Genomic DNA, 14,083 nt, shown 5'->3' on the forward strand with positions numbered 1-14,083 from the left:
TGGAGGGCCGGTCAGTCCTGGAGTGGAAATCCCACGCCAGGCACGGCCCGTTGAACGGGGAACCCACCCGAAGGCCCAGCCGGTCACCACCGGCAACCAGGCGGGAATCCCCGCCCTTTAGGGCGGGGAGGATGTCAAAGGAAGCGACGTCACAGCGGGTTCGGCGGCGTGGAGCTCGCGAGGAGATGCCAGTGGTGTGGGACGAGGCGTGGGGCGAGTGGTTGCGGCAGTCGCCGCCGGGAACCGAACTGCTCGCGTGGTGGCAGCAGGCAGGCGACGGGACGCGCCGGGTCGGCCGGGAGGCCTACGGGGAGCGCCTGGCCGCCCTGCTGTCCGCCGCGTCCCCGCGCGACTGTGCCGCGGCTGGATTCGGGTGCACGCGGCGTATGGACCGCGTCTGCCGTGAACCGTCGGTGTGCCGTCTGGATCCGGCCGCGCCGTCGGCCGCCGAGCAGGATTCACGCGGTGAGCGCGAGGGTCCGGTCCAGGGCGCCTGCGGCGGATTCCACGGATTCCACGGATTCCGGGACGACTTCGAGGTCCACGTCCGATTCAGCGGTGGCAAGGACCGGCATCGCGCGGTGTTCTGGCGCGACACGGCGGGATCGGCGATACGACTGTGGGTGGACGGCGTCCCGGTCGGTCCGGGGGCCGGACTGGACTCGTACGGGCACTGGCTCGACGGCAGGTTCCTGGTGGTGCAGGCGGAGGGGCCGGACAGCCATCCCCGGCAGTCGTACGGTCCGGGGACACTGGTCACCGGAATTGCCTCCGTGCTGATCCACGACGCCGATCACAACTCCACGCGCATACTGATCCCGGAGCCCGACGAGAGTTGGACCGATCCCCAAGTGGCCCTGTCCGGTGACACCCTGCGGGTGTACGCGACGCGCGAGGCCCTGGCCGCCGACGTACCCGACCGGATTCTCCCGGGGGCCCGGCCGGGCCCCCGGGAGTGAGGGCAGGACCCTCCCGCCCTGGTGCACGAGTTGCGACCTACAGGGCGCGCTCGGCGGCTTCGGCGAGGCCCGTGACCATGCGCTGCATGGTCCGCGTGAGTTCGGGAGCAAGGAGAGGATGAACATAGGGTGCTACGTCGTAGTCCCCACGCCAGCGGATTCGGACGCCTCCCGCGCCTCTGTCTTCCAGAGTGACGCGTGCTCGGTAATTCTCCATGAACGGGTTGTCGCTGTCTTCGTATGCGAAAAGTTCGCAGGGGTGCAGTTGGGTGATTCGCTCACTGGTAACAACCTCTCCAGTGCGAAACGCGCGTACTGCTCCGACCTCGTCGCGCCCGTTCGGCGAGAGGTTCTCCGACCTGGCCTGGACGAGTGCGTCCACAGTGCCCCATCGAGGCCAACTGTGAGCATCCAACAGCAGGGACCACACCGCCGACGCAGGTGCCTTCGATTCCGCCGTAACGTCGTAGGAATCCTTCATCCCACACTTCCCTTACTCGTTGTGATCTTGCCGGCTTCGAGCGCGCTCCGTCACCACGGCAGACCCGACGTCAGCTGACCCGGTCGCACCGAGGCCCGGCCGCCCGTCGGATGGCCGGACCTCACGCACGTTTCACGCAGGCGGCAGGAACGCGCCCGCCGTACACCACGCCCCACACCGCGCCGGCGCGGCCACACTTCCGGTATGCCGGACCGCTCTGGGCAATGTCTGGTCTTTCGGGGGCGTTGCGGGTTGCCGACTGTGGGCGTGCGGGAAGACGGTGACGCGTCACCAGTCGGCGGACCGTCAGAAGTCGTACGGCTTCTTGGTGTTCCAGTTCAGCACGTCGGCCTCGGTCCAGGTGAACTTCTGGTTCTGACCCTTGCTGACGACGGAGTAGAAGGGGCCGGGGTGACCGTCCTTGCCCCGCAGCGCGAAGGCGAGTGCCTGCGCCGTGTGGTTCTTGGAACCGTAGGCGAAGAGGTTCACCGCGCTGTACACCTTGCCTCCGGGCTGGAGCGTGATGTGCTTGTCGCCGCCCGGGGCGTCCTTCTTGGAGTGCGGCAGCGCGACGTTGTCGTTGTTCCAGTCGAGCACCACGGCCGGGTAGGAGGTGACCCAGCAGGGCTTGGTGCCCTCGTTCACCGCGGTGAGCAGCAGGTGGTCACCCTGCTGGCCGGCGAACCGGTGCACCGCGGTGACCAGCATCCCGTCTCCGCGGCACTGCTGGGCGCCGGCCGTCGTGCTCTTGCTCGCCATCTCCTGCACCCCACCCGCGGCGGTCGCCGAGGACGCCCCTTCCTTGGTGTCACCACTGCTGTTGGCCTGCGCCGCGCTGCCCTTGGCGTCCCCGCCGGACGCGGACCGGCTCTGGGCGGTCCCCGTGCTGTTGCCGCCGCCGGCTGCCTTCGAGCCGCCGTCGGCGCCGCCACAGGCGGTCAGTCCCAGCGCCAGCGCGGCGGTGACGGTGGCCAGAGCGGCGGTACGGGCGGTACGGCGGGCACGGTACGTGGTCATGATGAAGCTCCCCCATGAGCTGTGGGACACGGCACCTTCCCTTGCTTCCGCAGGGCGGCCGGTCGCATCGGCTGTTTCGCTACACCCCATGAGATGCCGCCGGGGCGAGCATTGTTTACTCCGCTCTGTCCGCATTCGGTAACAACGCAACTGGGCCCAGGCACACCGGTGTTCACGCCGTGCCCGTCAGTGGTGCAGCGTCCTTCGGCTGGTTGCCGATGTTCGGGTGCTCGCCCGGACCCTGCTGGCGCGGCGGCGGCCTTGGGAGCGTCGGCTACCGACTTCGCGGTGGGGGCTGCCCGGCCATACGGGGGAGGGGCTGTGCCGGGCGCCGGGCTCTACCGATGAACGACCCGGCGGCGCTGCCCACATCGAACGGTGGGGGCGCCGTCGGTGTGTGGCGAACGAGTGTGTTCAGTGGGTGGCGAGCATGCCTTCGCGCAGCTTGGCCAGCGTGCGGTTGAGGAGGCGGGAGACGTGCATCTGGGAGACGCCGAGGTGTTCGCCGATCTGGGCCTGGGTGAGTTCGTCGACGAACCGCATGTGGATGATGCGGCGTTCGCGCTCGTCGAGCTGGGCGATCATCGGGGCGAGGGCGTGGAAGTCCTCGACAAGTTCGAGGGCCGTGTCGTCCGCGCCGATGAAGTCGGCGAGGGCGGCCTCACCGTCTTCACTGGAGGTGATGGCGGCGTCCAGCGAGGTTGAGGTGTAGCCGTTCGCGGCCTTCCGGGCCTCGATGACGTCCCTTTCCGACAGGGACATCAGCTCGGACAGTTCCCGGGTCGTGGGCATGCGGCCGAGTCGGCTGCGGAGTTCCTCGGTGGCCTTGGCGAGCGCTACCCGGGCTTCCTGGAGGCGGCGCGGGACGTGGACGGCCCACGTGGTGTCGCGGAAGAAGCGTTTGATCTCGCCGACGATGTAGGGGACGGCGAAGGAGGTGAACTCGACTTCGCGGGTGAGTTCGAACCGGTCGATGGCCTTGATGAGGCCGATCGTGCCGACCTGGACGATGTCCTCCATCTCGTCCTGGCCGCGGCTGCGGAACCGCGAGGCCGCGAACTGGACGAGGGTGATGTTCATTTCGATGAGGGTGTTGCGCGCGTACTGGTACTCGGGCGTGCCCTCTTCCAGGACGGCGAGTCGGTCGAAGAACAGCTTCGACAGCTCGCGGGCGTCCTTCGGCGTGATCTGCGACGGGTCGCTGATCTCCGGCAGCACGACGGTCTGGGCCTCGGCTGTTTCGGTCACTGTCATGCTCGTCCCCTCCTGCGTGATCCAGCCTCGTATACAGCCTGCTTCTGCGCGGCCGGAGACGGTGTACCCCCGCTTGGGGCATGCATGCCACACGATTTCACCGTGGTTCCGCCACTCCGGTATTCCGCCGCAGGAGTGAAGGCGGAAGGGAGGTTAGCCCACCGCGCCTGCAGGGTGCGACATGGGGCTCGAGGACGTGCTGGCTCGTCGGGATGCCGTGCTGCGAGTCCCTGGTACGGGCGCGTCCGGCACCGCGGCATCAGCGCGGCACGGCGGCTCCCTTCCCTGGCTGCGGCCAGGGCCCCCCGGCGCGCCGCAAGCCCCTTTGGAGTCCACTGCCCCGGGGCGTGTGACGTGCTTGTGCCCCGGCCGCAGCCGCCAGCCCAGCCGGGGTCGTCCATCGTCGTTGTTCGAGGTCGACTTGCTCTCTGCCTGGCACACAAAAAATCTATGTTGGCCAGAGTAGACATTGAGAGATCGCCTGGTTATGGTTTCTCTCGTAGCCGAGATCAGCAGGGCCCGGCAGACACGAACTGCCGGGCAGTAGTACAGGCAGTTGCAGTTGGCAGGACGGTGCGGTGGTGGAGCTTCGAAGCCAGGGTTGTCGCAGGACGGCGACGGGGCTGACGACCGGACCGGGTGGCCCGCAGTGATCAGGGGTCGCCACGAGCAGAACCGCAGTTGAAGTTGCAGTACCCGTCAGTGCAGTACGCGGTATCCAGCAGCGCAGGTATGCAAGCGGTACCTCGGTGAAGGCGTCGGCTGCGGGCGCGCGCACCGGGAGGTTCGGCAGTGGGGTTCTAAGCCGGAGCAGTGGTCGCAGGACGGGCGACGGGGCTGGCTGCCGAAGGGCGACGCTTCCACAGGTTGCTACGCAACACGCAGTAGAGCAGTGCCAGCAGTACGCAGTCCCCCCTTTGGAAAGTGCTGGTCAAGAGGGAAAGAACGGAGGAGCGAGGCGCCATCAGGATCGCCCGGGCGGAATGGCTGAGCCCGGGTACCGCAGGACATCGATAGTGAGGTGGTCTCCGGTCGAGCAACCGCGATCCCCGCGCCCCCGACAGCAGTCCGGTCGGGCCCGCGGAAACAGAAGGCCGGTGCAGTATCAGGGCCGGCAGATGGTGTAGCAGTTCCTTCGGGGCCCTGGCGCAATGGCGCCAGGGCCCCTCCACGCGTTTCATGAGAGAGGTGCAATGACAGCAGACGACTCGTTCGGCCGGCTCGATGACGACGACTACCCCGCCTACACGATGGGCCGGGCCGCCGAACTCCTCGGCACCACCCAGGGCTTCCTCCGCGCGATCGGCGAAGCCCGCCTCATCACCCCGCTGCGCTCGGCGGGCGGCCACCGCCGCTACTCCCGCTACCAGTTGCGCATCGCCGCCCGCGCCCGGGAACTCGTCGACCAGGGCACACCGATCGAGGCCGCCTGCCGCATCGTCATCCTTGAGGACCAGCTCGAAGAAGCCCGGCGCATCAACGACGAATACCGCCGCGCCTCCCAGCCCGCAGACTCTGCAGCATCGCGGCTCCCTCATTGAATTGTGCTTGCCCTCAGCCGAACTGCGGTGACTCTTCAGGCGTCATCGAATCCGGTGACCTTCCGTCAGAATTGCGCGTGCTCATACCTCTGATCCCGCACTCGCTGTGAATCACGTGGATGGCCGGAGGCGTCGTGCTGGAGGGCCATGGTTCCTGGCGTCACGGCCGCCTCCGGCCATGACCCTCCAGCTACCCCCGAACTGGAGGAATCACCACTTTCGTCCTGGGATCACGGGGACGGGACATGGGTGGGGCCCGACACCACGGTGTCGGGCCCCACCCATGATTGTGCTGCTGTTGTGACTATCTACCAGCGGTACCAGCGGCCGCGCTTGCCGCCGCTTGCTGTCGGGCGGATCACGAAGCCGAGGACCCACACGATCAGGACGATGACGGCGATCCACCACAGTGCCTTCAGTGCGAAACCGGCACCGAAGAGGATCAGGGCGAGCAGAAGAACAAGAAGAATAGGAACCATAGTTATCAACCTCCGGACCCTCGTGTGCCCGGCGGTCCGATCTTCACTCCTGCCAGTCTTATGTATTTCTTAGACGGTCCGCGCTGCGAATACGTCGTGGTTCTCGGCTGGTTTGAGGATGCAATACGTGGTGACACGGATGGCGTACTTGAGTTTCCGAGTGAGACAGGAGTGAGTGGTTGTGGCTGCGGACGAAAAGGCTCAGGCCAAGGGCGAGCAGGTCGAGGGCAAGGTCAAGAAGGTCGTCGGCGGCGCGGTGGGCAACGAGTCGCTGAAGGCCGAGGGTCACGCCAAGGAGTCCCAGGGTGACCTGCGGGCGGCCAAGGAGAAGGCCAAGGACGCCGTCCGGCCCAAGTAGGCTCACAGCGCTCCTGATCCCGGCAGCCTGTTGGCTGCCGGGATTTGTGCTGTCTGGGCCGGACCGCGGGCCCAGGCAGCCGGCTGCGGTGTGAACCGTGCACTCGCAGCGTCGGTTGCACTGGGACTGGGGAGTGGGCGCCGTCGGGGCCCAGGCGGGAAAGGTTCCCTTGCGGTCGCCGGTGCCGCCGATGCTGATCCTGCGGGGCCTGGCCCGGTCGGCGATCGGGATGCGGAGGGTGAGGGTGCCGGCCTCATAGTCGGCGCAGATGTGCTCAGTGTTGAGGATGGCGCCTGGACGATCTGACGGGAGAAGACCCCAGCCACTGTTCGGACGGCTCCGTCTGAGCACTCCAGGACCGGGCGGCCGCCCGTGGACGATCTCCCGTCCGAAGAGCCGGCGCCGCTCTGCACGATCCGTCCCGAGGCCGTACACCGAACAACGGCCGGTCCGATGGCGGCCTCCTGCGGGGCCGGGCAGGAGGCCGCCAGAGAAGGGGTCAGACCGAGGGGATGAAGCGGTCCCAGGCACGGTGTCGGGCTAGCAGTTCGGTGAGTTGTTCCAACGCCGTGTCAGCGGTGTCGGCGCTCACCACGCCGGGTGCGTCGAGTGCGATTCCGGCAGAGGCCAGGGCCTCCACGCCATCGCTCCATGCCCCGACGGCTTTTCCGTGGCGGTAGGCCTCCACCACCATGAGCAGTACGCGGGAGTCGAGGCCTACAGCCATCGCGACATCGTCGTCGACCTTGGCGTCACGGGCTCCGTAGCCGTCGGCTCCGACGGCCGGTGCGCCGGCGAGCAGGAGGGCGTCGAACTCGGTGGAGCGGGCGTTGGCGAAGGTGCGCTGCACGGTGACTGGCTCGCCCTCGGGGTCGAGGATTCCACCGATGGGGGCGATCACCAGGGGCACCATGCCGGCGTCCAGGACGGCCTGGCGGACTGAGCGCACGCCGGTCAGGTCCTGGTCGTCGGCGGTGATGATGCCGATGATCCGGCCGTCCAGTGGCCAGGTGCCGCCGATCTGGGAGAGCGCCGGACTGGGAACCGGGTCGGCGAGCTTCACGGTCGGTGCGGGCGCGGGCAGACCCAGGCCGGCGGCGACCTGCGCGCACAGTTCGGCGTCGATGTTCGCCAGAACGAGCAGGGCGCGTTCCTTGATCGCCGTTTCCCAGCATTTGCTGAGTTCGAAGGTGTAGGAAGCGACGATGTGCTCGCGCTCGGTGGGTGTCATGCTCAGCCAGAACAGTCGTGGCTGGGTGAAGTGGTCGTCGAAGGAGGCTGCCGCGTCCCGGACCTTGCGGGAGGCGGGTACCTGCTCGGGAACCTCGATGTAGGCGCCGTTGTCCGCGCCCGCGAGGAACGGGCAGCCGCCGTCGAGGGAGTTGGGCCGGTAGGGCGCGACCCCGCGGTGGACGGCCGTCTGGTGCATGCCGTCGCGGAGCATGTCGTTGACGGGGGCGTGGGTGCGGTTGATGGGCAGCTGGCCGAAGTTGGGGCCGCCGAGCCGGCTGATCTGGGTGTCGAGGTAGGAGAACAGGCGGCCCTGGAGCAGCGGGTCGTTGGTGACGTCAATGCCCGGGACGAGGTGTCCGACGTGGAAGGCGACCTGTTCTGTCTCGGCGAAGTAGTTCGAGGGGTTGGCGTTCAGGGTGAGCAGCCCGATCGGCTGGACCGGGGCCAGCTCTTCCGGCACGATCTTCGTCGGGTCCAGGAGGTCGATGCCCTCGAACATCTGGTCGTCGGTGTCGGGGAAGGCCTGCACGCCGAGCTCCCACTGCGGGTGGGCCCCGGCCTCGATCGCGTCGGCCAGGTCCCGGCGGTGGAAGTCGGGATCCACGCCGGCGGTGATCTGGGCTTCCTCCCAGACCAGGGAGTGCACTCCCAGCTTCGGCTTCCAGTGGAACTTCACCAGCGTCGTCGCGCCCTTGGCGTTCTGGAGGCGGAAGGTGTGGACGCCGAAGCCCTCCATCATCCGGTAGGAGCGCGGGATGCCGCGGTCGGACATGTTCCAGAGCGTGTGGTGCGTGGCCTCGGTGTGCAGGGTGACGAAGTCCCAGAAGGCGTCGTGGGCGCTCTGGGCCTGCGGGATCTCGCGGTCCGGGTGCGGCTTGCCGGCGTGGATGACGTCGGGGAACTTGATCGCGTCCTGGATGAAGAACACCGGGATGTTGTTGCCGACCAGGTCGAAGACGCCCTCGCTGGTGTAGAACTTCGTGGCGAATCCGCGGGTGTCGCGGACGCTGTCGGCGGAACCGCGTGAGCCGAGCACGGTGGAGAAGCGCACGAAGACCGGTGTCTCGACGTCCTTGCCCAGGAATGCGGCCTTGCTGATCCCCTCGCCCGTGCCGTAGCCCTGGAAGATGCCGTGCGCTGCGGCGCCGCGGGCGTGCACGACCCGCTCCGGGATCCGCTCGTGGTCGAAGTGCATGATCTTCTCGCGCAGGTGGTGGTCCTGCAGGAGCACCGGTCCCCGCGGTCCCGCTTTCAGCGAATGGTCGGTGTCGTACAGCCGCGTGCCCTGCGCCGTGGTGAGGAACTCGCCGCCCTGCGCCACCTCTGCCTGCGGGATGCCCGTCTTCTGTCCGGTGGGGCTGTACGTGTCCGGGCCGCGTTGGTCGGGCTTGGGCGGCAGCGGACCGGCCGGCTCGGTCGGCTCGTCGACCGCAGGCGGCACCGCGCTCGGCGCCCCCGGGATCTCGTTGCCGGGATGAGCGATCTCCTGTACCTTCTCGGCGACCTTGTCGGCCGCTGCCGCCACGGGATTCTTCTTCTTGGCACTCACGCGAGTTTCCGATCACTGAGGGAAGAGGGGAACGCCATCCCGCCGTGATGACAGGAGATTCGCTGGGTACCCACTTCCGGGATCGCGACGCAGCGCCTCGCCCGCATGAAGCCGCAGGTTCACTCGACAGGTGGACGCGTCATGGCAAGGGGCCGGGGCGTGTCCGGGCCGGCAACAAAACCGAGCACGCAGGGCGGCAGGCTGGGCGGTTGCCCGGCTTCTCCTGCGGCGGCGGGGCTGACGGTGAGGGCCCAGGCCGACGTGTGGTCCGGGCCCTCGATCGCGTGCCTCCGAAGGGTGAAGTCGGATCCTGCACGCGATGTCTCGTCCAACGATCGTCGTCGGTGGTGGGCACGATGTGCTTGCCGACTCTGCCGCGCGTTTCGGGCCGCTTCCGGCGCAGAGAGGTAGCCCGCTCCCAAGCCGGACTTGACGGGACTGGGCCAGGAGTCAGAGCCACGATGGGGGCGAGGCCGGGGCTCCCAACTGGCATGTGTCCGGCCGGGCAGGCGCTGAGTGATGCCCTGTGCATCGACGACCACGATCAGTGGGCAGGTCAGTAGACGAGACGGTCGCCGGCCCTCGCGCGAAATGTCAGTACTGGCGGAGTGCAGTGCTTGGTCGGGGTACTCGACGGTTATGAACGAGAAATCGCTGACCGTGCTGGCCGCCGATTCGTATGCCGGTGCTCTCTGGTTGATGTTGGTCGGCATTGCCGTGGTCGTCGTACTGGTCGTCGGCTTCTTCATCGGCACGCGCCACTCGTCCCGGCGTCGCGTGTCGACATCCCCGCCCCAGGCGGCGCAGGCGCGGCGCGACGTGACGGATCCCGCGCAGCACGGTGATGGATGGAGTACTCCTGACGACGCCCCCGAGCAGGGCCATCCCCACCGTTGAACGCCATGCGCGAGGATCCGCCCCGGCAAAACGCGCAGCTTCCGCGCAGCCGTCCAGGGAAGCGTCGCTGCCAGCAGATGCTCAGTCACTCGTGCTGGGTGTCGGGATGGGTTCACGGGCACGTTCATGGAGACCCACGACGGACAGCAGGACGATCCGGCATCCGGAGATCGGCGACAACCTGCTCGACTGCGACGTGCACCGTCTAACGACCTCGTGCGCGGCAGGCCGGATACCGGTGCGTCGCGGGAAATCGATGGCCGGGGCCTGAGGCGCGCAAGACCAGTAGCCTCCCCCGGCTTCGCAGCTGACACCCATGCAGGCTGCCCGGAACGCTTTGCGTTCCGGGCAGCCTCGTGTTCAAGGGACCAGTCGTTGAGAGCATGCAAATGCGGAGAGGGCACTCTTACCGGAAGGTGCTGCTGTACCGCTGGAGCACCGTGTAGGGACGCCTTGGGCGGCGTTTGTGGTGCCGTATCACTGGTTGGCCGGGCGAGTGACTTTTCGACGTGCGTGCCATTCTTGCCCGCTGACGGCGCTGGATCCCGGTCCGGTTGTCAGGCCGCCCGGGTGAGCTGGGCCTGTCCGAACAGCAGGGCGTAGCCGTCGGGGAGCTGTCCGATGATCCGGGCTGTCAGGTCCTCTCCGGCGAGGCGGGCGACGACGCCGAGGACCGATCCGGTGTCCCAACGGGTCGTCGCCAGGGTACCCCCGGACCGTTCGGCGAGGTCCTTCACGAAGCCCCAGCCGGTCAGCGGCCTGGCGGTGGGGATCTGCGAGGAGAGGTAGCCGGCTGCTTCCTGGGGGAGGCGGGCGGCGAGCTCCACGCGTTCGTCGCCGGTCAGCTGGCGGCCGAGGGACTCAAGGACGCGTCGTACGACGTCTCGTGCTTGTCGGCGGGTGGGGTAGACGCCTTCGTAGCGCACCTTCTCCAGCATCTGGTCGAAGGTGATGGCCGTCGAAGCAGAGGGCGCGGGGGGAGAGAGAAGAGTCATGGCGCGACGACTTTCCGTGCGTGAACGGTTATTCCTGCTGCGGTGAACCGGTTGCCCCGGGTGAACGCCGTGAACCGCGCGTTCCTCTCGGAATCGGTTCTCCGGCGTGGAGTGAGGGAGCGGAGCCGTTGCCGCCGGGGCCCACAGCGAATTCGTCGGCGAACCCTGTGTGGGCCCCGGACAGCAGAGGGGCGGCGGATCAGCTGTCGAGTTCCTTGCGGTCACCGGTGCCGCGGATGCTGATCTTGCGGGGCTTGGCCCGCTCGGCGATCGGGATAGTGAGCGTCAGGACGCCGGCCTCGTAGTCCGCGGAGATGTGCTCGGTGTCGAGGGTGTCGGCAAGGACGATCTGGCGGGAGAAGACACCGAGCGGCCGTTCGGACAGTTCCGTCTGGGCGTTCTCGGACTTCGGCAGGGGGCGTCGCTCCGCCTTCACGGTGAGCATGTTCCGCTCGACGTCGATGTCGAGCGCGTCGGGGTCGATGCCCGGCAGATCGAAGGCGATGACGTACTGGTCGCCGTCACGGTAGGCGTCCATCGGCATCGCGGAAGGGCGGGACCACGTTCCCGGGCCCATCAGCTGCTGGGCGAGGCGGTCGAGTTCACGGAACGGGTCGGTGCGCATCAACACGGGATACACCTCCAGATGAGTTCAGCAGTTGCTGTGCGCTTCACCTGACACCGAGCATGTCATCCGAACGACGACAAATTTCGAAGTCATCCAACGGATGACAAGCCTGCAGACCTGGGAAGGAGAGGAAATGAGCGACGACAAAACCCCGGCACCGGCCTCCTTCGGAGCGACGGTCACCGCGCTCGAGGCCATCGCCCAGGCCATGCGAACGGCGCGAGTTGCCGACGCTGCCTCCAGCGACGACCCCGAGCAGGCCGCTGCCGCGCTGCTCCTCCTGCGCGAGCTGCGCGAACAACTCGCCCACTGGGAGCCCGCCCTGATCGAGACGGCCCGGGAAGCCGGCGCCAGCTGGGCCGACCTGGCCCACCCCCTCGGCGTCTCCAGCCGCCAGGCCGCCGAACGCCGCTATCTGCGCGTGCGCCCCGGTGAAGCGGGCACCACCAAAGAACAACGCGTGCAGGCCACCCGAGGCCGGCGCGCCGCGGACCGCACCGTCACGTCCTGGGCCCACGACCACGCCGCTACGCTGCGCCAGCTCGCCGGAACCATCATCGCCCTGCCGGATCTCCCCGCCACGGCGACAGACGCGCTCACGGCCCTGCACACCGCACTCGGCGACAGCGACCCGGCCCAACTCCTGGGCCCGCTCTCCGAGACAGGCCCCCACCTACGGCCCGCTCACCCCGACCTCGCGGACCGCGTCACCGACATCGACCGCCACACCGGAGAGATGCGCGAGAGCGAGCACCGCCACCGATCTACCAGCGGACCATGACATGGAACCGGCGGACATACGCGGGTCACCGTAGGCCCCACGTTGCCCCGGAGACGCGCCTGTCACCCGATGAGCTCGCGTGCGTCCCGTTTGGCTCTTCGCACGCGGCCGCGAATGCTGAGGTCCCTGGCGAGCCGGTGTGGTGATCCTCTGCCTGGTGGCATGGATGAGCTGGCCGGGGCAATTGTTTTACCCGGGCCGCCAGCATGCAGCGCATGCCCTCCCCGGAGCGCAGAACCTGCTCCGGACAAAGTCCTGAGCGTCATCCAGCACTGAGGAGCCGAAGTGACCCTACGAAGGCCGGACGGCGGGCAGGCCTCTGGCCATCCCGACGACGGGAACCGCCGGGGCATGCCGATGACCCTGACGGGGACCCTGGAGGCGGCAGAGGCCGCAGCCCCCGTGGAGTCGCTCGACGTGGTCGCACACATGCTCAAGGAGCATCTCGGGGCCGAATCGGTGTCGTTCCTGATTCTTGATTTCACCGGCAGCTCGGTGGTGAGGCTGGGAGCGGCGGGCAGTGTCGACACCGGTACGCCCGCCAGGCGCATCACCGTGGGGGGCACCCTGTACGACGACGTGATCCGTACCCAGCGGCCACGCGTGGAGGAGAAGAGCGAGGATGCGCTGGTGCGGATTATCGCCCCGGTCACCAACCGCGGGGACGCGATCGGCCTGCTCGAACTCTTCCTGCCAGCGGCACCCGATGCCGCAGTGATGCGGGAGATCGGCGAGACTGCACACGCGCTGGCGTACATCGTCATCGCCAACCGTTCCTACACCGATGTCTATCAGTGGGGCCGCCGCACCACTCCCTTGAGCCTGGCCGCTGAGATCCAGCATCGGCTTCTCCCGACATCGCTGGCCTGCGAGGCGGCGCAGTTCGCGGTGGCTGGGGCGCTGGAGCCGGCCGACCACGTCGGGGGCGACACCTTCGACTACGTGATCGACCGGGACACGGTGCAGCTCTCCGTCACCGACGCCATGGGACACGATGTAGACGCTGCGCTGCTGGCAACACTGCTGGTTGGGGCGCTGCGCCGGGCGCGGCGTGCCGGCGCCGACCTCGCCGAACAGGCCCGCCAGGCCGACCAGGCCATGCACGACCACAGCCGCAAGGGCTATGTCACAGGCCAGCTCCTGCGTATCAGCCTGCTCGACGGTACGACAGAGTTCGTCAACGCCGGGCACCCCTGGCCGCTACGCATGCGGGACGGCCAGGTGCAGGAGATCACCCCGAAGGTCGATACACCCTTTGGTTTCCCCACGCCTCACGCATACCGAGTGCAGTCGCTGGATCTGCGGCCCGGGGACCGGCTCGTCATGTTCACCGACGGCATGCTGGAGCGCAAGGCCAACAGCATCGAGCTGTCCGAACTGATCGTGCGGACCCGCGACCTGCACCCCCGCGAGGCCGCCCGTACCCTCATCGCAGCGATTGTCGCTGCCCACAACGGCCACCTGCACGACGATGCGACCGTCATGTGCCTGGACTGGCACGGCACCAGTCATTCCCAGCGCGACGCCGCCACCGGAGCAAACCTCACCAACGCCTCAAAACAATCATGGCCTGGACGCGCCGTCTAAAGGATGACACCAGCCGGCTTGGCGGATTCTCGTCAGGGCTGTCGCCTCCGGCAGGCGGGATCGCGCTGGGGATCAGGTCGCCTCGCATCCGTCCGGCCACCCCACGGGCCCGATCCAGGCTTCCACCGCCGGACCCGGGGGATGGTTTTACGGACCTTCACCTTCTCCTCCATGTCTTCACGTGGTGCGCCGGGTCCGGTAATGCCGGGCTGCCCCAAGGAGAAAAAGGATCACGCCCGCAGCCTTGACCTGCACTTTTAGGCAACTGGGGTGGCTATTTGCCTGGGATGAGAGGGCTACGGTCGGGCCGAGCCTGACTCGTCC

General features: G+C 67.9%; 13 protein-coding genes. 6 read left to right on the forward strand and 7 right to left on the reverse strand.

The features are described from left to right. Nucleotides 1-185 precede the first annotated feature (185 nt). The gene (locus tag ACZ4AA_RS35070; RefSeq protein WP_467611645.1) at nucleotides 186-959 is read left to right on the forward strand and encodes a hypothetical protein; all 774 of its coding nucleotides are present in this window, start codon (nucleotides 186-188) and stop codon (nucleotides 957-959) included. A gap of 37 nt (nucleotides 960-996) precedes the next feature. Here ACZ4AA_RS35070 and ACZ4AA_RS35075 read toward each other — a convergent pair whose 3' ends face one another. The 3 genes from ACZ4AA_RS35075 to ACZ4AA_RS35085 all read right to left on the reverse strand — a co-directional run bounded on the left by ACZ4AA_RS35075 (nucleotide 997) and on the right by ACZ4AA_RS35085 (nucleotide 3,711). After that, on the reverse strand, nucleotides 997-1,440 hold the full coding sequence (locus ACZ4AA_RS35075) for an SRPBCC family protein (protein WP_467611648.1): 444 nt from the start codon (nucleotides 1,438-1,440) through the stop codon (nucleotides 997-999). Between the two features lie 306 nt (nucleotides 1,441-1,746). Next, entirely contained in the window at nucleotides 1,747-2,457 is a 711-nt protein-coding gene (locus ACZ4AA_RS35080) for a DUF4232 domain-containing protein (RefSeq protein WP_467611651.1), read from the reverse strand. Between the two features lie 414 nt (nucleotides 2,458-2,871). Then, on the reverse strand, nucleotides 2,872-3,711 hold the full coding sequence (locus ACZ4AA_RS35085) for an RNA polymerase sigma factor SigF (RefSeq protein WP_467611654.1): 840 nt from the start codon (nucleotides 3,709-3,711) through the stop codon (nucleotides 2,872-2,874). Between the two features lie 1,193 nt (nucleotides 3,712-4,904). Between ACZ4AA_RS35085 and ACZ4AA_RS35090 the strand changes: the two genes are divergently transcribed. Beyond that, nucleotides 4,905-5,252, forward strand: coding sequence for a MerR family transcriptional regulator (locus ACZ4AA_RS35090; RefSeq protein ID WP_467611657.1), 348 nt, complete (start codon nucleotides 4,905-4,907; stop codon nucleotides 5,250-5,252). Nucleotides 5,253-5,560: 308 nt separating this feature from the next. On the opposite strand, the gene ACZ4AA_RS35095 is transcribed toward ACZ4AA_RS35090, so the two are convergent. Then, the gene (locus ACZ4AA_RS35095) at nucleotides 5,561-5,731 is read right to left on the reverse strand and encodes a hydrophobic protein (RefSeq protein ID WP_067385923.1); all 171 of its coding nucleotides are present in this window, start codon (nucleotides 5,729-5,731) and stop codon (nucleotides 5,561-5,563) included. Between the two features lie 181 nt (nucleotides 5,732-5,912). On the opposite strand from ACZ4AA_RS35095, the gene ACZ4AA_RS35100 reads away from it, so the two are divergent. Beyond that, nucleotides 5,913-6,089, forward strand: a complete 177-nt coding sequence (locus tag ACZ4AA_RS35100; RefSeq protein WP_339133738.1) for a CsbD family protein — start codon at nucleotides 5,913-5,915, stop codon at nucleotides 6,087-6,089. Between the two features lie 499 nt (nucleotides 6,090-6,588). Here ACZ4AA_RS35100 and ACZ4AA_RS35105 read toward each other — a convergent pair whose 3' ends face one another. Beyond that, nucleotides 6,589-8,871: a catalase gene (locus tag ACZ4AA_RS35105; RefSeq protein WP_467611661.1), complete on the reverse strand. Its 2,283-nt coding sequence runs from the start codon at nucleotides 8,869-8,871 to the stop codon at nucleotides 6,589-6,591. A gap of 639 nt (nucleotides 8,872-9,510) precedes the next feature. On the opposite strand from ACZ4AA_RS35105, the gene ACZ4AA_RS35110 reads away from it, so the two are divergent. Beyond that, nucleotides 9,511-9,768, forward strand: coding sequence for a DUF6479 family protein (locus tag ACZ4AA_RS35110; protein ID WP_467611663.1), 258 nt, complete (start codon nucleotides 9,511-9,513; stop codon nucleotides 9,766-9,768). A 557-nt stretch (nucleotides 9,769-10,325) separates the two neighbouring features. On the opposite strand, the gene ACZ4AA_RS35115 is transcribed toward ACZ4AA_RS35110, so the two are convergent. Together ACZ4AA_RS35115 and ACZ4AA_RS35120 are read right to left on the reverse strand one after the other, a co-directional pair. Then, the gene (locus ACZ4AA_RS35115; protein WP_467611666.1) at nucleotides 10,326-10,763 is read right to left on the reverse strand and encodes a DUF2267 domain-containing protein; all 438 of its coding nucleotides are present in this window, start codon (nucleotides 10,761-10,763) and stop codon (nucleotides 10,326-10,328) included. Nucleotides 10,764-10,962: 199 nt separating this feature from the next. Next, nucleotides 10,963-11,394, reverse strand: coding sequence for an Hsp20/alpha crystallin family protein (locus ACZ4AA_RS35120; protein WP_467611669.1), 432 nt, complete (start codon nucleotides 11,392-11,394; stop codon nucleotides 10,963-10,965). Nucleotides 11,395-11,524: 130 nt separating this feature from the next. Here ACZ4AA_RS35120 and ACZ4AA_RS35125 point away from each other — a divergent pair, with 130 nt between their 5' ends. Together ACZ4AA_RS35125 and ACZ4AA_RS35130 are read left to right on the forward strand one after the other, a co-directional pair. After that, a complete protein-coding gene (locus ACZ4AA_RS35125) occupies nucleotides 11,525-12,172 on the forward strand; it encodes a type III effector protein (protein ID WP_467611672.1) in 648 nt (215 codons plus the stop codon). Between the two features lie 357 nt (nucleotides 12,173-12,529). Beyond that, nucleotides 12,530-13,759, forward strand: coding sequence for a PP2C family protein-serine/threonine phosphatase (locus ACZ4AA_RS35130; RefSeq protein ID WP_467611774.1), 1,230 nt, complete (start codon nucleotides 12,530-12,532; stop codon nucleotides 13,757-13,759). The last annotated feature ends 324 nt before the right edge of the window (nucleotides 13,760-14,083 follow it).

It is taken from the genome of Streptomyces sp. NPDC024698 (genome assembly GCF_055559015.1).